At 70.6% G+C, this 18,764-nt stretch carries 15 protein-coding genes; 5 read left to right on the top strand and 10 right to left on the bottom strand.

Annotated elements, in window-relative coordinates:
• Positions 1–47 precede the first annotated feature (47 nt).
• From era to BUB97_RS11860, 8 genes are all read right to left on the bottom strand, one after another.
• Positions 48–980 carry a GTPase Era gene (gene era, locus BUB97_RS11825; RefSeq protein ID WP_073135039.1) on the bottom strand — a complete coding sequence of 311 codons (933 nt, stop codon included), beginning with the start codon at positions 978–980 and terminating at the stop codon, positions 48–50.
• Positions 981–993: 13 nt separating this feature from the next.
• Entirely contained in the window at positions 994–1,677 is a 684-nt protein-coding gene (gene rnc, locus BUB97_RS11830) for a ribonuclease III (protein ID WP_073134931.1), read from the bottom strand.
• Positions 1,678–1,693: 16 nt separating this feature from the next.
• Entirely contained in the window at positions 1,694–2,446 is a 753-nt protein-coding gene (gene lepB, locus BUB97_RS11835; protein WP_073134933.1) for a signal peptidase I, read from the bottom strand.
• 112 nt (positions 2,447–2,558) lie between these two features.
• Positions 2,559–3,044, bottom strand: a complete 486-nt coding sequence (acpS, locus tag BUB97_RS11840; protein WP_086062133.1) for a holo-ACP synthase — start codon at positions 3,042–3,044, stop codon at positions 2,559–2,561.
• Complete coding sequence (locus BUB97_RS11845; protein WP_073134934.1) at positions 3,041–5,416, bottom strand: RelA/SpoT family protein; 2,376 nt, start codon at positions 5,414–5,416, stop codon at positions 3,041–3,043. The genes acpS and BUB97_RS11845 overlap by 4 nt, the downstream gene beginning before the upstream one ends.
• A gap of 19 nt (positions 5,417–5,435) precedes the next feature.
• Positions 5,436–5,834, bottom strand: a complete 399-nt coding sequence (gene rpoZ / locus BUB97_RS11850; RefSeq protein WP_073134935.1) for a DNA-directed RNA polymerase subunit omega — start codon at positions 5,832–5,834, stop codon at positions 5,436–5,438.
• A gap of 86 nt (positions 5,835–5,920) precedes the next feature.
• A complete protein-coding gene (gene folK / locus BUB97_RS11855; protein WP_073134937.1) occupies positions 5,921–6,427 on the bottom strand; it encodes a 2-amino-4-hydroxy-6-hydroxymethyldihydropteridine diphosphokinase in 507 nt (168 codons plus the stop codon).
• A 4-nt stretch (positions 6,428–6,431) separates the two neighbouring features.
• Positions 6,432–7,103 carry a sulfite oxidase-like oxidoreductase gene (locus BUB97_RS11860; RefSeq protein ID WP_073134939.1) on the bottom strand — a complete coding sequence of 224 codons (672 nt, stop codon included), beginning with the start codon at positions 7,101–7,103 and terminating at the stop codon, positions 6,432–6,434.
• Positions 7,104–7,332: 229 nt separating this feature from the next.
• Here BUB97_RS11860 and BUB97_RS11865 point away from each other — a divergent pair, with 229 nt between their 5' ends.
• The 5 genes from BUB97_RS11865 (at position 7,333) to BUB97_RS11885 (ending at position 17,086) form a co-directional block, all read left to right on the top strand.
• On the top strand, positions 7,333–8,763 hold the full coding sequence (locus BUB97_RS11865) for an efflux transporter outer membrane subunit (RefSeq protein ID WP_073134940.1): 1,431 nt from the start codon (positions 7,333–7,335) through the stop codon (positions 8,761–8,763).
• A complete protein-coding gene (locus BUB97_RS11870; RefSeq protein WP_073134941.1) occupies positions 8,760–10,061 on the top strand; it encodes an efflux RND transporter periplasmic adaptor subunit in 1,302 nt (433 codons plus the stop codon). The genes BUB97_RS11865 and BUB97_RS11870 overlap by 4 nt, the downstream gene beginning before the upstream one ends.
• Positions 10,058–13,159: an efflux RND transporter permease subunit gene (locus BUB97_RS11875; protein WP_073134942.1), complete on the top strand. Its 3,102-nt coding sequence runs from the start codon at positions 10,058–10,060 to the stop codon at positions 13,157–13,159. The genes BUB97_RS11870 and BUB97_RS11875 overlap by 4 nt, the downstream gene beginning before the upstream one ends.
• Positions 13,160–13,169: 10 nt before the next feature.
• Complete coding sequence (locus BUB97_RS11880; RefSeq protein WP_073134944.1) at positions 13,170–16,262, top strand: efflux RND transporter permease subunit; 3,093 nt, start codon at positions 13,170–13,172, stop codon at positions 16,260–16,262.
• Positions 16,263–16,327: 65 nt separating this feature from the next.
• Complete coding sequence (locus BUB97_RS11885; protein ID WP_073134946.1) at positions 16,328–17,086, top strand: hypothetical protein; 759 nt, start codon at positions 16,328–16,330, stop codon at positions 17,084–17,086.
• A gap of 203 nt (positions 17,087–17,289) precedes the next feature.
• Here the strand turns inward: BUB97_RS11885 and smpB are convergent, their stop codons facing one another.
• Together smpB and dapA are read right to left on the bottom strand one after the other, a co-directional pair.
• A complete protein-coding gene (smpB, locus tag BUB97_RS11890; RefSeq protein WP_073134948.1) occupies positions 17,290–17,775 on the bottom strand; it encodes an SsrA-binding protein SmpB in 486 nt (161 codons plus the stop codon).
• A gap of 7 nt (positions 17,776–17,782) precedes the next feature.
• On the bottom strand, positions 17,783–18,661 hold the full coding sequence (gene dapA, locus BUB97_RS11895; RefSeq protein WP_073134950.1) for a 4-hydroxy-tetrahydrodipicolinate synthase: 879 nt from the start codon (positions 18,659–18,661) through the stop codon (positions 17,783–17,785).
• Positions 18,662–18,764 lie beyond the last annotated feature (103 nt).

Raw genomic sequence — 18,764 nt, forward strand, 5'->3', positions numbered from 1 at the left:
GGGGCGCCCCCGGGCCGACGGCTACTCCCCGAGGCTATTCCCGACGCCTACTCCAGGTCTTCCAGGCCGAGCGCGCGCAGGCGTCCGCGCTCCTCATCCCAGCCGGGCCGGTCCTTCACGTTGAGGAAGAGGTGCACCGGCCGCTCCAGCAGCTTCGTCAGCTCCGCCCGGGCCCGCTGGCCGATCTCGCGGATACGGGACCCCTTGTCGCCGATCAGGATCGCCTTCTGCGAGGCGCGGCCGACATAGATGGTGCAGTCGATGCGAACGGAGCCATCCTTCCGCTCCTGCCAGGATTCGGTCTCCACCGTCGCGTGGTGGGGCACCTCCTCATGGGTCTGGCGCAGGATCTGCTCGCGCACGATCTCGGCGGCCAGCATCCGGTCCGTCACGTCCGACAGCTCGTCCTCCGGGAAGAGCCAGGGGCCTTCCGGCATGGCCTCGCAGAGCCGGGTGCGGAGCCGGTCCACCCCGTCGCCCGTCTCGGCCGAGATCATGAAGGTCTCGGCGAAATCCAGCAGCGCGGTCAGCTCCGCGGTCAGCGGCAGCAGGCGCTTGGTGTCGAACAGGTCGGTCTTGTTCAGCACCAGCCAGAGCGGCGGCGCGCCCTTGGCCAGCTTGCGGATGATGGCGCGCAGCGGGTCGGTGATGCCGGCGCGGGCATCGACCACCAGCATGGCCAGGTCCGCATCCTGCGCCCCGCCCCAGGCGGCCGCGACCATGGCGCGGTCCAGCCGCCGCCGGGGCGCGAAAATCCCGGGCGTGTCGGTCAGCACCACCTGCGACCGGCCCTCGGTGATGATGGCGCGGATGCGGAAGCGCGTGGTCTGCGGCTTGTTCGAGACGATGGAGACCTTCGCCCCGGCGAGCCGGTTCACCAGGGTGGACTTGCCCGCATTCGGGGCGCCCAGCACGGCGGCGAGGCCGGCGCGCGTCGGGCCCTCCGGCTCCGGCGGCAGCTCGGGCGAGGCCGGCGGCATGTCGTCGGTGTCCTCAGCCACGTGAGAGTTCCGTCAGCAGGGCTTCGGCTGCCAGTTGCTCGGCCGCGCGCTTGTTGTCGCCGCTCGCCTCGGCGGCACGGCCGCAGGCGCGGGCCGAAACGGTGAAGAGCGGCGCGTGGGACGGGCCCTCGGTGCTCACCAGCACGTATTCGGGAAGGCCCTGGCCGCGGCCGAGCAGGTATTCCTGCAGCCGGCTCTTGGCCGACATCGGCGGCGTGGCATCGGCCTCCAGCGCCTGGGTCCATTCGCGGCGGACGAAGTCGCGCGCCGCCTCTAGCCCGGCATCGAGGTAGAGGGCGCCGATCAGCGCCTCCGTCGCATCCGCGACGACATTGGCGCGCTGGCGCAAACCCGTGCGGCCCTCGGCGGGGGGGATGCGCAGGGCGGCGGGCAGGCCGATGGAATCGCCCACCTTCGCCAGCGTGTCCGCGGCCACCAGCACGGCTAGGCGCTTGCCCAGCTCGCCTTCCCGCTCCTGCGGGAACCGCTCGGCGAGCCACTCGGCCATGCAGAGCGCCAGCACGCGGTCACCCAGGAATTCCAGCCGCTCGTTGGAATCGAGCTGGCGACGCTTGGGGTCTGCGGCGGAGCGGTGGGTGAGCGCCTGCTCAAGCAGGGCCGGGTCACGGAAGCTGTGACCCAGTCGTCCGGCCAGGGCAGCGACGGGCGGCTTCACGGGCGGCGCCCCTTCATCACCGGACCGCCGAGAAGATGCGGGACCAGCGGACGGCGAAGGGCCAGGCCCAGACCTCCCACCAGCGCGCCGAGCCATCCCAGGAGAAGAAGAGGAATTCGGCGCGGCCGACGAGGTTCTCCACCGGGATGAAGCCGACATAGCTGGTGGCGCGGCTGTCGAGCGAGTTGTCGCGGTTGTCGCCCATGGCGAAGACATGGTCGGCCGGCACGACGAATTCCTGGGTGTTGTCATAGGGGCCGTCATCCGAGGCCTCCAAGATGTCATGCGTCCGTGCGGGGGCGTTGGCGCTGGGCGGCAAGGTCTCGCGGTAGAGGCGGACCGTCATGCGCGGCCCGTCGCCCTCCACCGTATAGGGCCCGGCCGCCGTGCGGGTCACAGACTGGCCGTTCACGCGCAGGATGCCCTGGCGGACCTGGATACGGTCGCCCGGCAGGCCGATGATGCGCTTGATGTAGTCGGTGGTGCCGTCCCGCGGCAGCTTGAACACCGCAACGTCGCCGCGCGCCGGCAGGCTGCCCAGGATACGGCCGCTGAACAGGTTGGGGCTGAAGGGCAGCGAGGCCCTGGAATAGCCGTAGGAATACTTCGAGACGAACAGGTAATCGCCCACCAGCAGGGTGGGGATCATGCTGCCCGAAGGGATGTTGAAGGGCTCGAAGGCGACAGTGCGGATGCCGACGGCAATCAGGCCCGCGTAAAGGATCGTCTTCAGGCTCTCCAGCCAGCCGCCGGAGGTCTTCTTGCTCATCGTGTGCTTGCTCGCGGCCTTCACCCGGCCGGCCGAACGCCCCCGGAAGCCCGACGAGGGGGCACGGGTCGGGCCGCCGCTTGGCGCTGGGTGCGCCAGATGGGACGGGCTGTCAAGGAAGGCGGCCCGGCGGTGACTCCGAGGGCGGGCCGCCGGTCGGCACGACCTGGCCATGCAGGGGCACGGCGTGGCCATGCAAGGGCACGGCCGAGATGATCACCACCGCCTCGGCATAGGGATACTCGTCGGTCATCGTCAGGCTGACCTGGGCGGCATGGCCCGGCGGCAGTATGGCGGCAAGCCGCTCGGCCGCGCCGCCGGTCATCCGCAGGGTGGGCTGGCCGGAGGGGAGGTTCACCACGCCCAGATCCCTCCAGAACACGCCGGCACGGAACCCCGTGCCGAGCGCCTTCGAGGCCGCCTCCTTCGCCGCGAAGCGCTTGGCATAGGTGGCGACGCGCGTGCGCTCGCCCCGGCGCTCCGCCTTCGCGCGCTCCGCCTCGGTGAAGATGCGCGAGAGGAAGCGGTCCCCATGGCGGGCGATGGTCCGCTCGATCCGGCGGATATCCACCATGTCATTGCCGAGACCGAGAATCACGACTTGGCCCGCTCCACCTGCTCGATGCCCGGCAGCGCCCGAAGCGCCGCGATGACGCTGGACAGGTGGCGCAGGTCCTTCACCTCAAGATCCACGTTCAACTCCGCGAAGTCCGGCGCACGATGCAGGAAGCGCAGCGACTGGATGCGCGCCTCCTGCTTGGCGATCGCCGTGGTCATGCCGGCGATGGCCGTGCTCTCGTTGGAGGTGACGACGGCGAGCCGCGCCACATGCTCGCCCGCCGCGCCGGGCGCCGAGTCCCAGTCCACGTCGATGAAGCGCTCGGGCGTGCCCGCGAAGGCATCCAGCGTGTGGCAGCCCTGCTTGTGGATGGTCACGCCGCGGCCGGTGGAGACGATGCCGACGATCCGGTCGCCCGGTACGGGGTGGCAGCAGCCGGCGAAGTTCACCTCCATGCCGGAGACGAGGCCGGTGATGCCATGCGCGACCTCCCGGCCCTTGGTGACCCGGTGGGGCACGGTCGCGCCGGGCTTCCCGCGGGCGCGGGTGAGCGCCAGGGCCTCCAGCGGGCTGACAGCCGGACGCGGCGGCCCGCGCAGCTCCGGCACGGCCGCATGCAGAACGTCCCGTGCCGTGATGTTGCCCGAGCCGACGGCGATGCAGAGTTCCTCGAAGCCCGGCTGCTTGAGCGCCTTGACCGCGGGCTCCGCGATCTTCTCCGAGAAGTCGAGCCCTTCCTGGCGGAAGGCGCGGGCGATGGCCTGGCGGCCGTTCTCGCGGCTCTCCTCGCGCTGGCGGGCCAGCACCGTGCGACGGATGCGGGCCCGCGCCTTGCCGGTGACGACGAAGCGTTCCCAGGCCGGGTTGGGCGTGCCGCCGCGGGCGGTGATGATCTCGACCTGGTCGCCATTCTCCAGCTGGTGGCGCAACGGCACGATACGGCCGTTGATCTTCGCGCCGACGCAGCTGTCGCCGATCTGGGAATGGACGTGATAGGCGAAGTCCACCGGCGTCGCGCCGCGCGGCAGCGCGATCAGGTCGCCCTTGGGGGTGAAGCAGAAGACCTGGTCCTGGTGCAGGGCGAGCTTCGTGTTCTCCAGGAAGTCCTGCGCCTCCCCGGCATTCTCCAGGATTTCCAGCAGGTCCTTGACCCAGGGGTAGCGCTTGCGGTCCCGGGAAGCGTTCACGACGCCATCCGGCCCCTGCTTGTAGATCCAGTGCGCGGCGACGCCGAACTCAGCCACCTCATGCATCTCCGGCGTCCGGATCTGCACCTCGATCTTGGCGTTGCGCCGCTCCGGCACCGTCACCCCCGTGTGGAGGGACTGGTAGCCATTCGGCTTGGGGGTAGAGATGTAGTCCTTGAAGCGCCCGGGAACGACCCGATAGGCCGAGTGGATGGCGCCGAGCGCCGCGTAGCAGTTCGCCTTGTCGTCGGTGATGACGCGGAAGGCCATGATGTCCGAGAGCTGCTCGAACTCCACCTTCTTCGAATGCATCTTCAGCCAGATGCCATAGGCGGATTTCTCGCGCCCCTGGATCTCGATCACGGGCACTTCGGAATCGCGCAGGCGGCGGCGCAGGTCCTCGGCGATCTCGGCGATCAGGTCCGCGCCCTGGCCCCGGAGGAAGGCGAGGCGGGCATTGATGGTCTGGGAGGCATCGGGCTGGAGCTCGCGGAAGGCGCGATCCTCCAGCTCATCCTTCACCGCCTGCATGCCGATGCGCTCGGCGAGCGGCGCATAGATCTCCATCGTCTCCCGGGCCGTGCGCATGCGCCGGGCCTGCTGGGGCACGAAATGGAGGGTCCGCATGTTGTGGGTGCGGTCCGCCAGCTTCACGAGAAGGACACGGATGTCCTCGCTCATGGCCAGCACCAGCTTGCGGAAGTTCTCGGCCTGCTTTGTCCGTTCGGACTGGATTTCCAGCCGCGTCAGCTTCGTGACGCCATCCACCAGCCGGGCGATGTCGGGGCCGAAGTCGCGGGAGAGATCGGCCAGGGTAAGGCCGGTATCCTCCACCGTGTCGTGCAGCAGGGCCGTGGCGATGGTGGCGGCATCCAGCCGGTAGCCGGCCAGGATCTGCGCCACCGCGACGGGGTGGCCGATATAGGGGTCGCCGTTGTCGCGGCGCTGGTTGCGATGGGCGTGCTCGGCGGTTCGGTAGGCCCGCTCGATCATCGCGCCATCGGCGCGGGGGTCGTAACCCGTGACCAGTTCGGCCAGCGCCTTGCCGGGATCCGAGCCAAGGCCGGCATCGCCCACGAGGTCGCCGCCCGAGCCTTCGGCGGTCGGGGCCGCGGCCAGCGGAGAATCCAGGGTGTCGGGCGCGCCCGTGGCGACGCCCTCAGGTGCCCGGGGGGCACCCGGCACGGCACCGGGGGTTCGTGGGTTCCCGGTGCCGTCGGTCATCGAATGATGCGTTTCGCGGTCAGCGGCGGCCGCCGAGTTCGGCCGCGATCGCGGCCTCGAGGTCGTCGCCGGACATGTCCTCGACCTGCATGCCGGCCTCGGCCGCGGTCTCCTCGTTCACGTCCATCACGCCGAAGATGTTCTCGTCGGTGGCGATCAGGTCGATCACCTCCTCCTCGACCGGCTCCGGCTCCGGAGCGCGCAGGAGGGACTTCACGATGTCCTCCTTCAGCCCCTCCAGCTCGACGGTCTGCTCGGCGATCTCGCGCAGCGCGATGACGGGGTTCTTGTCGTTGTCCCGATCCACCGTCAGCTCATCCCCGCGCGAGATCGCGCGGGCGCGCTGCGCTGCGAGCAGGACGAGGTCGAAGCGGTTGGGAACCTGGAGGATGCAGTCCTCGACCGTGACGCGGGCCATACCGGACTCCGAAATTGTGTGCGGGCGAACGGGTCAGATAGAGAGGGATGACCGGAAACACAAGCCCGCCAGGCCATCCCGTGGGGTCAAGCCGTCCCGGCCGCCCGCATGGGGGCGGGCGGAAGGCGACCCAGCAATGCCTCGACGGTAAGCCCGCTCGCCGGATGGGTCCAGCCCGGCCAGACCTCCCGCAGGGGTTCCAGCACGAAACGGCGCAGATGGGCCCTGGGGTGAGGCAGGATGGGGTCCGGCGCCGCCCGGACCAAGCCGCCCATGGCGATGATGTCGAGATCCAGGGTCCGCGGCGCATTCGGATAGGGCCGCACCCGCCCGGCGGCATTCTCGATGGACTGGAGCGCGGCGAGGAGCGCGGCCGGGTCGGCCTCTCCTCGCAGCCGCGCCACCCCGTTCACATACCAGGGGCTGCTCGGCTGCGGAGGGTCCGGAGCCGTCTCCCACCAGGAGGAGGTGGCAACCAGCGAAAGGCCGCATAGCCCGTCCAGCGCCGCCGCCGCGGCCCGGCAGCTGGCCAGGGGCGCCGTGCCATCCGCCCCCGGCAGGTTGGCGCCGATCGCGACCAGGATGTCGCCCATGGCCTCAAGCCGAGTAGCGCTCCTCCATCCAGGGATCGCCGCGGTCATGGTAGCCGCGCACCTCCCAGAAGCCCGGACGGTCCTGGGCGATCAGGGTGATGCGCCGGATCCATTTCGGGCTCTTCCAGAAGTAGAGATGCGGCACGACCAGCCGCAGTGGGCCGCCATGCTGCCGCGTCAGCGGCTTCCCCTCCCAATGGGTGGCCAGCAGGTTCTCGGGACGGTCCAGATCCGCCAGCGGGAGGTTGGTCGTGTAGCCGTCATGCGATTCCATGGTCACGAAGCGCGCCTCGGGCCGGGGCCGGGCGCGGGCCAGGAGGTCGGTGACGGAAAGGCCGCGCCAGTCATTGTCGTAGCGGGACCACTGGGTGACGCAGTGGATGTCGTTCCGGCGCTCCTCCTGCGGCAGCGCCATCAGCTCCGCCCAGGAGAGGGAGACCGGGGCCTCGACCAGGCCGTCGATGTCCAGCCGCGCGGCCGTCTCGGAGACGGCGGGCTGGATGCCGAGGTCGAGCACGGGCCAATCCGTCACAAGGCGCTGGCCGGGGGGAAGGCGGTCGCGCTGCGGGTCCGCCGAGTTGCCGGTGAGGAGGCGCCCCTCCTCCGCCCAGCGCTCCTTCGTCCGGACAAGCTTCTCCTTCATGCCCTGGGGGCCGGGGTTCGTCGGGTCGGTCATGCCGCAGAGGTGCGCGCAAGCCGCGCCGGATGCAACGGCTTCCTTCCGCCCGGCTTGTTGCGGGGCGCGGTTCGGCCGCGCCGCCCTGGTCTGGCCGGGCGGAGGGGCCATCTTCTCGCCGTGGAGGGGCCCTATGGCGGTCCGGGAACAGCAGGTGGCGAAGGGTAACAGCCCATGGGGCGCGGATGCGAAGCCACCTAAGATGACCAGGGTGCGAGATGCGACTTCGATGACCAACCCCGCCGTCACCACGCGCCGGGGCACGAACAGGCTCATGCTGGCCGCCCTGATCGGAAGCCTTCCGGGCTGCTCCCTGCTGCCCGATGCCCTCCCGGCGGTCGAGGCCGGGCCGAACCGGTTCCGGGAGACCGAGTCTGGCACTCCGGTCCGCTGGCCCGACCCGAATTGGTGGCGCGGCTATGGCTCGGTGGAGCTGGAGCGGCTGATGCGTCGCATGGCGAGCGAGAACCTCGACCTTGCCGCCGCCGCCGCGCGCGTGCGCCAGGCCGATGCCTCCACGCGGATCGCCGGCTCCGCCCTGCTGCCGCTGGTGACCGCCGGGGGCAGCGCCCAGCGCAGCCGCAGCGGCGCGGGCAACCGGGCGGTCACCCAGTATTCGGCGGACCTCGCCGCCTCCTACGAGGTCGATTTCTGGGGCCGCAACCGCAGCACGGCCGAATCGGCCCGGCTGACCGCGGTCGCGCGCCGGTTCGACCTCGGTACGGCGCTCATCACCGCTGAGGCCTCGGTCGCCAACACTTATTTCACCATCCTGGAGGCGCGGGAGGCACTGCGGATCCAGCAGCAGAACCTCCAGGCTGCGGAGCGGGTGCTGACCGTCATCCGCCAGCAGGTGGCGGCCGGGACGGCGACCGGCCTGGACCTGGCACAGCAGGAGACGGTGGTGGCCCAGCAGCAGGCGGCCGTGCCGCCCCTGCGGCAGACCGTGTCCGAGAACCTCGCCGCCCTCGCGGTCCTCGTCGGCCTCGCGCCCTCGCAACTCGAGGTCGTGGCCGAGGGCTTCGAGGGGCTGGATGTCCCCTCCCCCGCGCCCGGCCTCCCCTCGGAGTTGCTGGCGCGGCGGCCGGACGTGCTTTCGGCCGAGGCCGACCTCGCCGCGGCCCGGGCGAATGTCGTCGCCGCCCGCGCGGCGCTGTTTCCCTCGCTTAACCTCTCGGCCCAGGGCGGGTTCCAGTCCCTCCTCCTCGGCACGCTGCTGCGGCCGGAGGCGCAGTTCTACTCGCTCGTCGCCAGCCTCGCGCAAACAGTCTTCGACGGGGGCGCCCTGCGCGGCCAGGTGGAACTCGCCCGCGCCCAGCAGGAGGAACTGCTGGTGGCCTACCGCCAGGCTATTCTCTCCGCTCTTTCGGATGTGGAGAGCGCCCTGGCGGCGCTGCGCGAAACCACCGAGCAGGAAAGGCTGCTGCGGGAAGCCGAAAGCCGCGCCGCCCGCGCCTACAATATCGCCGAGGCACAGCTGCGTGGCGGGATCATCAACCTGATTACCTTGCTCAACACCCAGACGACGCTGTTCAGCGCCCGGCGCAATCTCTCCAACGCCCGGCTGAGCCGCTTCCAGGCCTCGGTAGGGCTGTTCAGGGCGCTGGGCGGCGGCTGGGGCGCCGGGGCCCCGACGGTCGTTTCGGAGGTCGCCCGATGAGGCGAGGTTCGGCTTGGCTGCTCACCCTGGTGCTGCTGGCCGGCGCCGGCGGCGCGGGCTGGTGGTGGTGGCAGCAGCGGCAGGGGGTGCAGGATCCCACGACGGCCCGCGACCAGATGCAGGCCCAGGGCCCTCAGGGGCAGGCAGCGCCCCAGGGACCGGGCGCACCGCGCCAGGGTGCGCCGGGTGGCGCCCGTCCCCGCCGGCCCGGAGGGGCCGGCGGCGTTCCCGTCCCGGTCACGGTGGCGGAAGCCGTGCGGCGCGACCTGGCCCTGACCGTGGACGCGCTCGGCACGGTAGTGCCGCTCGAAAGCGTGGTCGTCCGCACACAGCTGGACGGGCAGCTCATGGAGGTGAACTTCCGCGAGGGCCAGGAGGTGGCGGAAGGCGACGTGCTGGCGCGAGTCGATGACCGCAACACCCGTGCCGCGCTCCAGCAGGCCGAGGCGAAGCGGGCCTATGACCAGGCGCAGCTCGCCAATGCCCGGGTGGACCTGCAGCGCTACCAGAGCCTCGCCCGCGGCGCGGGCGTGACGCAGCAGCAGGTGGACACGCAGCGCGCCCAGGTGGCCATGCTGGAAGCCCAGGTGCGGCAGGACGAGGCGGCCATCGAGCAGGCGCGCACGCAGCTTGGCTTCGCCACCATCCGCTCGCCTCTCGCCGGGCGCGTCGGCATCCGCCAGGTGGACCCGGGCAACATTGTCCGCAGCTCCGACACGAACGGCATCGTCACTGTGACGCAGATGGCCCCCATCGGCGTCACCTTCACCCTGCCGCAGCAGGAGCTACCCCGGCTGATGCGGGCCCTCGCCGGCGGCCCGGTACCGGTGGAGACGCTGCCGGGCCCGGGGAACGCGCCCGTGGCGCGCGGCACGCTGCTGACGGTGGACAATGCGGTGGACCCCACCACCGGCACCATCAAGGCCAAGGCCACCTTCGCGAACGAGGACCGCGTGCTCTGGCCCGGCGCCTTCGTGAACCTCCGCCTGCGGATCGAGGTGCTGCCCCAGGCGACGGTCGTGCCGCTGGTCTCCATCCAGCGCGGCCCCGAGGGGAGCTACGCCTTCGTGGTGCGCGAGGACCGCACGGTGGAGCAGCGCCCCGTCACCATCGGCCAGATGACGCTGACCGATGCCGTCGTGCAGGCCGGGATCCAGCCGGGTGAACGCGTGGTCACCTCCGGCGGCCTGCGCCTGAGCGCCGGAACGCGGGTGGCCGTGGCCGATGAGAATGCGCCGGCGCGGCCACAGGGGGCCGGGCCGCGACGCACCGCCGATGCGCGGGAGACGCCGAATTGAACATCTCCGCCCCCTTCATCTCGCGGCCGGTGGCGACCACGCTGCTCTCCATTGCCGTGCTGCTGCTGGGGCTCTGGGGCTATTGGAAGCTGCCCGTCTCCTCCCTTCCGGAGGTCGAGTTCCCGACGATCGAGGTCTCCACCCAGCTCCCCGGCGCCTCTCCGGACACGGTGGCCCTGCTGGTTACGGCGCCGCTGGAGCGGCAGCTCGGCCAAATCGCGGGCATCAGCGTGATGACCTCCAGCTCCGGCCCGGGAACCAGCCGGATCGCGCTGCAATTCGCGCTCGATAAGAACATCGACGAGGCGGCACAGGATGTGCAGTCGGCGCTGGACGCGGCGCGTGGCACCCTCCCCTCGACCCTCCCCTACCCGCCCACCTATGCGAAGGTGAACCCGGCGGACCCGCCGATCATCACCCTGGCCCTCACCTCCGACACCCTACCCATCGCACGACTCTCGGACACGGCGGATACGCTCCTGGCGCAGAAGCTGGCGCAATCCGCGGGCGTCGGGCGCGTGACCGTGCAGGGCAACATGCGCCCGGCCGTGCGCATCCGCATCGATCCCGCGCGGCTCGCGGCTTATGGCCTCTCCATGGCCGATGTGCGCACGGCCGTGACGGCCGCCAACGCAAATACGCCCAAAGGCTCGCTGGACGGCGCGCGCCAGGCCTCCACCATCATGGCCAATGACCAGATCGGCGCTCCCGCCGAATTCGCCGAGATCATCGTGGCCTATCGCAATGAGGCACCCATCCGGCTGCGCGACCTCGGACAGGCGACCGAGGGGCTGGAGAACGACCTGAACGCCGCCTGGCTGAACGGCCGCCCCGCCGTCGTGCTCGACGTGCAGCGCCAGCCCGGCGCCAATATCGTGGACACCGTCACCCGCATCCGCGCCCAGCTGCCGAACCTCGAACGCGGGCTGCCGGCGGGCATCCAGATGTCCGTGGTCTCGGACCGGACCGAGACGATCCGCGCCTCGGTGCATGAGGTGGAGCTCACCCTGGTCCTCTCCACCGTGCTGGTGGTGGCGGTGATCTGGCTCTTCCTCCATTCCGGCCGGGCGACCATCGTCCCCGCCGTCTCGCTGCCCCTCTCCATCATCGGAACCTTTGCCGTGATGGACTGGATGGGCTTCTCGCTCGACAACCTCTCGCTCATGGCGCTGGTGATCGCGACCGGCTTCGTCGTGGACGATGCCATCGTCATGATCGAGAACATCGTCCGGCTTATCGAGGACGGGATGGAGCCGCTCGCCGCGGCCTATGAGGGCGCGCGGGGCATCGCCTTCACCATCGTCTCCCTCACGGTCTCCCTCATCGCGGTCTTCATCCCCCTCCTCTTCATGGAGGGCGTGGTCGGGCGGCTGTTCCGGGAATTCGCCCAGACGCTCACGGCCACCGTGCTCGTCTCCATGGTGGTCTCGCTCACCCTCACCCCCATGATGTGCGCCCTGCTGCTGCGCCCGGCTCCGGCCACCAAGGGCCGCATCGCCCGCGCCTCGGACCGGGTGTTCGATGCCCTTCTCCGGGGCTACCGCCGCGCGCTGGAGGTGACGCTGCGCGTCCAGGCACTCACCCTCCTGGTGGCCCTCGGCACGGTGGCGCTGACGGCCTGGCTCTATGTCGTCATCCCCAAGGGCTTCCTACCCGCCCAGGACACCGGCCTCATCCAGATCGCCACCGAGGCGCCGGGCGACGTCTCCTTCGCCCGCATGTCCGAACTGCAGCGGCAGGTGGCCGAGCTGGTGCGCGCCGACCCGGCCGTGGAGGCCGTCACCTCCGTCGTCGGCGCCGGCACGGTGAACGCCACGCTGAATGGCGGGCGGGTGACGGCGGTGCTGCGCCCGCGCGAGGACCGTTCGGAGACGGCGCAGGAGGTGATCGCCCGCCTCACGCCCCGCCTCGCCGGCATCGCGGGCATCGTCTCCTACCCCCAGGCCGTGCAGGACATCCAGATCGGCGCGCGCGCCAGCACCACCCAGTACCAGTACACCATCGTCAACGCCGATGCCGCGGAGCTGGCGGCCTGGTCACCGCGCATCCTGGAGGCGCTCCGGAGTCTGCCGGAGCTGATCGACCTCTCCAGCGACCAGCAGCAGGAAGGGCTGCGGATCACGGTGGAGGTGGACCGCGCCCGCGCCGGCCGCCTGGGCGTGACCATGCAGGCCATCGACGACGCGCTCTACGACGCCTTCGGCCAGCGCCAGATCTCGACCATCTATGCCCAGAACAACCAGTACCGCGTGATTCTGGAGGCGAGCGAGGACTTCCTGGCGGACCCGACCAAGCTCGGCCTCCTGCGCGTCGCCGGCAGCACGGACGGCACGGCCGCGGTGGTGCCCCTTTCTGAGATCGCGCGGATCGGCCGCGGCAGCGGCCCCCTGCAGGTGACGCGGGAGAACCAGTTTCCGGCGGTCACCTATTCCTTCAACCTGCCGGAGGGTGTCTCCCTCGGCCATGCGGTGGAGGCCATTCAGGGCGTGATGCAGCGCCTGGGCGTTCCCTCCACCATCACCGGCCGCTTCGCCGGCGATGCTGCGGAGTTCAGCGCCTCGCTCCGCAGCCAGCCCTGGCTGATCCTCGCGGCGGTGGTCGTCATCTACATCACCCTCGGCGTTCTCTATGAGAGCCTGGTCCATCCCCTGACCATCCTCTCCACCCTGCCCTCCGCCGGGATCGGCGCGCTGCTCGCGCTGGAGCTGTTCGGCCTCGACCTCTCGGTCGTCGGCATCATCGGCATCCTGCTGCTCATGGGCATCGTGAAGAAGAACGCGATCATGATGATCGACTTCGCCCTGGAGGCGCAGCGCGAGCGTGGAATGCCGCCCCATGAGGCGATCGTGGAAGCCGCAATCCTGCGCTTCCGCCCCATCACCATGACCACCCTCGCGGCACTCCTCGGCGCCCTGCCCCTGGTGCTCGGCCAGGGCGCCGGCTCGGAGCTTCGCCTGCCGCTCGGCGTCTCCATCGTCGGCGGGCTGATCCTCTCGCAATTCGTCACCCTCTTCACCACGCCCTCGGTCTATCTCGCCCTCGAATGGGTGCGGGCGAAGCTGCAGCCCCGGCGGGCCGTGGCCGCGCCCGCCGAATGACGGGGCGCCCGTGAACATCTCGGCGCCTTTCATCGCGCGTCCCATCGCCACCGCCCTCCTTGCGGTCGGCATCGCACTGGTCGGGCTGGTGGCCCTGTTCCGCCTGCCCGTCGCCTCCATGCCGCGGGTGGACATCCCCACGATCGTGGTCTCGGCCAGCCAGCCCGGGGCGAGCCCGGAGACCATGGCGAGCACCGTGGCCGCCCCGCTGGAACGCCGCCTCGGCACCATCCCCGGGGTGACGGAGATGACCTCCTTCTCCTCCCTCGGCAGCACGCGGATCATCATCCAGTTCGACCTCGCCCGCACGCAGCGCGAGGCGGCGCAGGACGTGCAGGCGGCGGTGAACGGCGCGCGGCAGGACCTGCCCTCCGGCCTGCCTAACCCGCCCACCATCCGCAAGATCAACCCGGCCGACGCGCCGATCATGATCCTGGCCATGACCTCCGACACCCTGTCAGGGCCCGCCGTCTATGACGCCGCGGACAGCCTGGTGGCGCAGCGCCTGGCGCAGGTGCCGGGCGTCGCCCAGGTGGAGGTGAGCGGCGGCGACCAGCCCGCCGTCCGCGTCGCGGTCGACCCCTCCGCCGCGGCCGCCGCCGGCATCTCCATGGAGGACGTCCGGCTCGCCATCACCCGGTCGAACGTCACCCAGGCCACTGGCTATATCGAGGGGGCCCAGCAATCCGCCGCAATCCGCACCAACGACCGGATCGACCGTGCGGATGCGTATCGCGAGATCGTGGTGAAGGCGCAGGGCGGTGCCATCGTCCGGCTCGCCGATATCGCCAAGGTCGAGGACGGGACCCGCAGCCGCCGCCAGGCCGGCCGCTTCAACGGCAAGCCCGCCATCCTGCTGATGGTCCGCAAGCAGGCCGATGCGAATGTCATCGACGTGCTGGACGGCATCCGCGCAATGATCCCGCAGGTGGAGGCCTGGGTGCCCGCCGGCGTGAAGCTGGAGGTGGTGAGCGACCGCTCCGTCACCATCCGCGCCTCGGTCGAGGAGGTGCGCTTCACCCTCATCATCACCATCGCGCTCGTCGTGGCCGTGGTGGCCGTCTTCCTCCGGCGCTGGGCGCCGATCCTCGCGGCCAGCGCGGCCGTGCCGCTCTCCTTGCTCGGCACCGTCGCGGTGATGTGGTGGATCGGCTACTCCTTCAACAACCTCTCCCTCATGGCGCTGACGATCTGCGTCGGCTTCGTCGTGGACGATGCCATCGTGATGATCGAGAACATGGCGCGCCACAGGGAGCGTGGGCTGCCGCCCATCGAAGCGGCGCTGGTGGGCGCCAGGGAGATCGGCTTCACCGTCCTCTCCATCACAATTTCCCTCATCGCGGTCTTCATCCCGCTCCTCGCCATGGGCGGCATCATCGGCCGGATTTTCCGGGAGTTCTCCGTCACCCTGGCGGTCGCGGTCGGCATCTCCGGTGTGGTGTCCCTCACCCTCACCCCGATGATGGCCGGCTGGATGGAACGCGGCGGCCCGGAGAAGCCGCCCGGCCGGCTGGCGCGTGGCTTCGAGGGCGCGCTCTCGGCCACCTCGCGCGGCTATGTCCGCAGCCTCGCCATCCTGCTGCGCTTCCGCTGGCTGATGCTGCTGGCGACCTTCGGGCTGATGGCGCTCACCGTCTGGCTCTACGTCATCGTCCCCAAGGGCTTCCTGCCGACGCAGGATACCGGCCTCCTGCAAGGCGTCACCCAGGCGGCGCCGGATACCTCCTTCGCTACCATGGAGGCGCTCCAGCGCCGCGCGGTCGAGATCATCGCCGCGGACCCGGCGGTGGAGACCGTGGCCGCCACAGTCGGCAGCAATGGCGGCCAGGGCTCCTCCAACCGCGGCAGCATCTTCGTGACTCTCAAGCCGCGCGAGGAACGCGGCATGACGGCCGAACAGGTGGTCGCCCGGTTGCGGGCTCCGCTGGGCCGCATCCCCGGCGCGTCTGTCAATCTGTGGGGCAACGAGGACATCCGCATCGGCGGCCGGCAGGACAGCGGGCGCTTCTCCTACGTGCTGCTCGGCAACGACATTGAAGAGCTGCGGGAATGGACCCAGACCATGGTCCAGGCGCTGCGCGCCGTGCCCGGCATCAACGACGTCACCAGCGACCAGGACCGCGCCGGCCTCGTCACGCGGGTGGAGGTGGACCGGGCCGCCGCGGCACGGCTCGGCGTGCAGCAGAGCGAGATCAACGCGACGCTGAACAACGCCTTCTCCCAGCGCCAGGTCTCCACCATCTACCGCTCCCGCAACCAGTACCGGGTGGTGCTGGAGGTGGACCCCGCCCTTCAGCAGGGCCCGCCGGACCTGTCGCGCATCTTCCTGCCGGGCGCCGGCGACGTGCAGGTGCCGCTCTCCGCTGTTGCGCGCGTCCTTCCGGCCTCCGCCCCGCTGGCCGTCACCCATCAGGGCGGCTTCCCCGCCGCCGCCATCTCCTTCAACCCCGATGAGGGGCTGGTAGTCGCCGAAATCCAGGAGCGTATCGAGCAGGTGCAGCGGGAGGTCCGCCTCCCCACCACCATCCGCGCCCAGTTCGGCGGCAACGCGGCAGCGGCGCAGTCCTTCACGCGGGACATGCCGCTGCTCATCCTTGGGGCCTTCCTCGCCATCTATGTCACGCTCGGCGTGCTCTATGAGAGCTTCATCCATCCCATCACCATCATCTCCACGCTCCCGACCGCCGGCCTGGGCGCGCTGCTCGCGCTGCTCGCGACGAACACGCCGCTGACCGTGGTGGCGCTGATCGGCGTCATCCTGCTGCTCGGCATCGTGAAGAAGAACGCGATCATGATGGTGGATTTCGCCCTCGAGCATGAGCGCACCGAGGGGAGCAGCAGCGAGGAAGCCATCCTCGCCGCCTGCCGCGAGCGCTTCCGCCCCATCCTGATGACCACCCTCGCCGCCCTGCTCGGCGCCGTGCCGCTGGCCCTTGGAAGCGGCACGGGGTCGGAGCTGCGCGCGCCGCTCGGCATTGCCATCATCGGCGGGCTGGTCGTCTCGCAGGTGCTCACGCTCTATACCACGCCGGTCGTGTACCTCGCCCTCGACCGGCTGCGCTGGCGCGACCGGCCGGTTCCCGCCCCGGCCCCGGCCGAGTAGGCGGGGGCTTGCCGGCAGGACGGATCGAGGGCCTCCTGCGCCTCCGTCCTTCCTGGAGCACTGCATTGGACAAGATCGAGGCCGCCGCCGCGCTTCTCACCGGGGCCCGCACGGGCGCCGCGCTCGACGGCCTGCCCGAGGCGCTCCGCCCCGCCTCCCTTGCCGAGGCCGAGGCGATGCAGAACGCCACCCTCGCCGCCCTGGGGGAGACCTGCGGCGGATGGAAGCTCGGGCGGCAGGGCGAGGTGATCTTCGCGGCGCCCATCCCGGCCTCGCGGATCCTCCTCGACCCCGTCGAGGGCGCCATCCCCATGCCCGCCGCGCGCTTCATCGAGCTGGAACTGGCGATTCGCTTCCATCAGCCCGTCGCGCCCGAGGCAGTGGCGGGGCTGCGACCGGAGGACCTACCCGCCCTGGCCCATATCGGAACGCTGTTCGAACTGGTGCAGCCGCGCTTCACGGCGTCCGCCCAGATCGGCCCGCTCGACCGCATCGCCGAGTGCCTCGCAAGCCACGGCGCCGCCATCCGCACGGCCGCGACCCCCTGGACCCTCGCCCTGCTGGACGCGCCGCCCCCCGTGCGCCTCACCCAGAACGGCGGCGTGATTGCGACCCGCGAGGGGCCCCATGTCGCCACACCCATCCGCCCCCTGATCGAGGCCTGGATCGCCCGCCTCGCCCGCGAGCGACGCGGCATCGCGGCGGGGGAGGTGCTCACCTTCGGCAGCCTAAGCGGCATGCCCGCCATCCCTCAGGAGGGCGCCCACTACCTGGGTGAGATCGAGGGACTGCCGCCGCTGGCGCTGACTATCGCGCAGGTCTAACGGGGGTCTGATAGGGTCGGTCCGGAGGGCTCCGCCCTCCACCCGCCAAGGGCCTGAGGCCCTTGGAACCCCGTCTGACTGCCGTAGATACCGTTGCCCAGCGGGATCTCTGGTGGCCGGTGCTCTTCCTGCCTTTGGAGGAAGAATTCGTTCTTCCTCTCCCCGGGACAAACCAGCAGATCAGAACCCAAAGCGCCCGAGGATCAGCCCCGGTCGCGCATCACCCGCGCCTTGTCGCGCTGCCAGTCGCGTTCCGCGATCGCCTGGCGCTTGTCGCCCTTGGTCTTGCCCTCGGCCAGGCCCAGGGTGAGCTTTGCGACGCCCCGGTCGTTGAAGTGGATGTCGAGCGGCACCAGGGTCGCGCCCTCGCGTGAGACGGCGCCGGCCAGGGTTTCCGCCTGCTTGCGGTGCAGCAGCAGCTTGCGCGGCCGGCGCGGCTCAAACTTCGCGACCACCGAGCCCGCCTGCCATTCCGGGATGTAGAGGTTGAAGATCCACATCTCACCGTCGCGCTCGCCGGCCCAGGCCTCGGTCAGCGTGGCGCGGCCGGCGCGGAGGCTCTTCACCTCCGGCCCGACGAGCACGATGCCGGCCTCGTAGGTATCCAGGATCTTGTAGTCGTAGCGCGCCTTGCGGTTCTGCGCGGCGACGCCGTGGCTGATCAGGCCCTTTTTGCGGGGTTCGGCCATCAGTTCCTCAGTTCAGCAGCCCCGCGCCTGTCAGCGCGGCGCGCACCCGCTCCTTCGAGGCATCGGCGATCGGCGCCATAGGCAGGCGGCAGAAGTCGGTGCCATGGCCGAGCAGGCTCGCCGCAAACTTCACGGGGCCCGGGGAGGTTTCGCAGAACATGGCGTCATGCACGGGCACGAGCCGGTCCTGGATGGCCATGGCATCCTTCACCCGGCCTTCAGCCCAGGCGTCATGCATCTCGCGGCACAGGCGCGGGGCGATGTTGGCGGTCACACTGATGCAGCCCACCCCACCGGCGGCAAGGAAGGCGAGCGCCGTGTGGTCCTCGCCCGAAAGCTGGCAGAAATCGGGGCCGCAGGCCGCCTTGGTGTGCAGTGGGCGCGTCAGGTTCGCGGTCGCGTCCTTCACGCCGACGATGTTCGGGTGCTTCGCCAGCCGCGCCATGGTCTCGACGCTCATGTCAACCACGCTGCGCGGCGGGATGTTGTAGATGATAACGGGAATATCGGCGGAATCCGCCACGGCCTTGAAGTGGAGGTACATCCCCTCCTGGGTCGGCTTGTTGTAATAAGGGGTCACGACCAGCACGGCATCCGCGCCCGCCTTCTTGGCGTGCTGCGTCAGCGCCACCGCCTCGGCCGTGCTGTTGGACCCCGCGCCCGCGATCACGGGGGCCTTCCCTCCGGCCGCCTCGATGCAGAGCTCCACCACGCGCTGGTGCTCCTGATGCGACAGCGTCGGGCTCTCGCCCGTGGTCCCGACCGGGATCAGCCCCTGGGCGCCCTCGGCCACCTGCCAGGCGACGAAGTCCTGGAAGGCACGCTCATCCAGTTTGCCGTCGCGGGTCATGGGCGTGATGAGGGCGACGAGCGAACCCTTGAACATGGAGGCGTTTCCTGCGGGAGGGAGGCGGATATGGGAAGCCGGCGCCCCGCGCGCCAGCCGAAGCTGGGATTACGCGCCGCGCCGAGCGGGAACAAGGGCGAAG

The organism is Muricoccus roseus, from assembly GCF_900141905.1.
GTDB lineage: Bacteria > Pseudomonadota > Alphaproteobacteria > Acetobacterales > Acetobacteraceae > Roseomonas > Roseomonas rosea.

Coding starts and splice junctions, on each gene's coding strand:
- era (WP_073135039.1), bottom strand. CDS start 980: ATGCCGCCGGCCTCGCCCGAGCTGCCGCCGGAGCCGGAGGGCCCGACG.
- lepB (WP_073134933.1), bottom strand. CDS start 2,446: ATGAGCAAGAAGACCTCCGGCGGCTGGCTGGAGAGCCTGAAGACGATC.
- BUB97_RS11845 (WP_073134934.1), bottom strand. CDS start 5,416: ATGACCGACGGCACCGGGAACCCACGAACCCCCGGTGCCGTGCCGGGT.
- rpoZ (WP_073134935.1), bottom strand. CDS start 5,834: ATGGCCCGCGTCACGGTCGAGGACTGCATCCTCCAGGTTCCCAACCGC.
- folK (WP_073134937.1), bottom strand. CDS start 6,427: ATGGGCGACATCCTGGTCGCGATCGGCGCCAACCTGCCGGGGGCGGAT.
- BUB97_RS11860 (WP_073134939.1), bottom strand. CDS start 7,103: ATGACCGACCCGACGAACCCCGGCCCCCAGGGCATGAAGGAGAAGCTT.
- BUB97_RS11865 (WP_073134940.1), top strand. CDS start 7,333: ATGACCAACCCCGCCGTCACCACGCGCCGGGGCACGAACAGGCTCATG.
- BUB97_RS11870 (WP_073134941.1), top strand. CDS start 8,760: ATGAGGCGAGGTTCGGCTTGGCTGCTCACCCTGGTGCTGCTGGCCGGC.
- smpB (WP_073134948.1), bottom strand. CDS start 17,775: ATGGCCGAACCCCGCAAAAAGGGCCTGATCAGCCACGGCGTCGCCGCG.
- dapA (WP_073134950.1), bottom strand. CDS start 18,661: ATGTTCAAGGGTTCGCTCGTCGCCCTCATCACGCCCATGACCCGCGAC.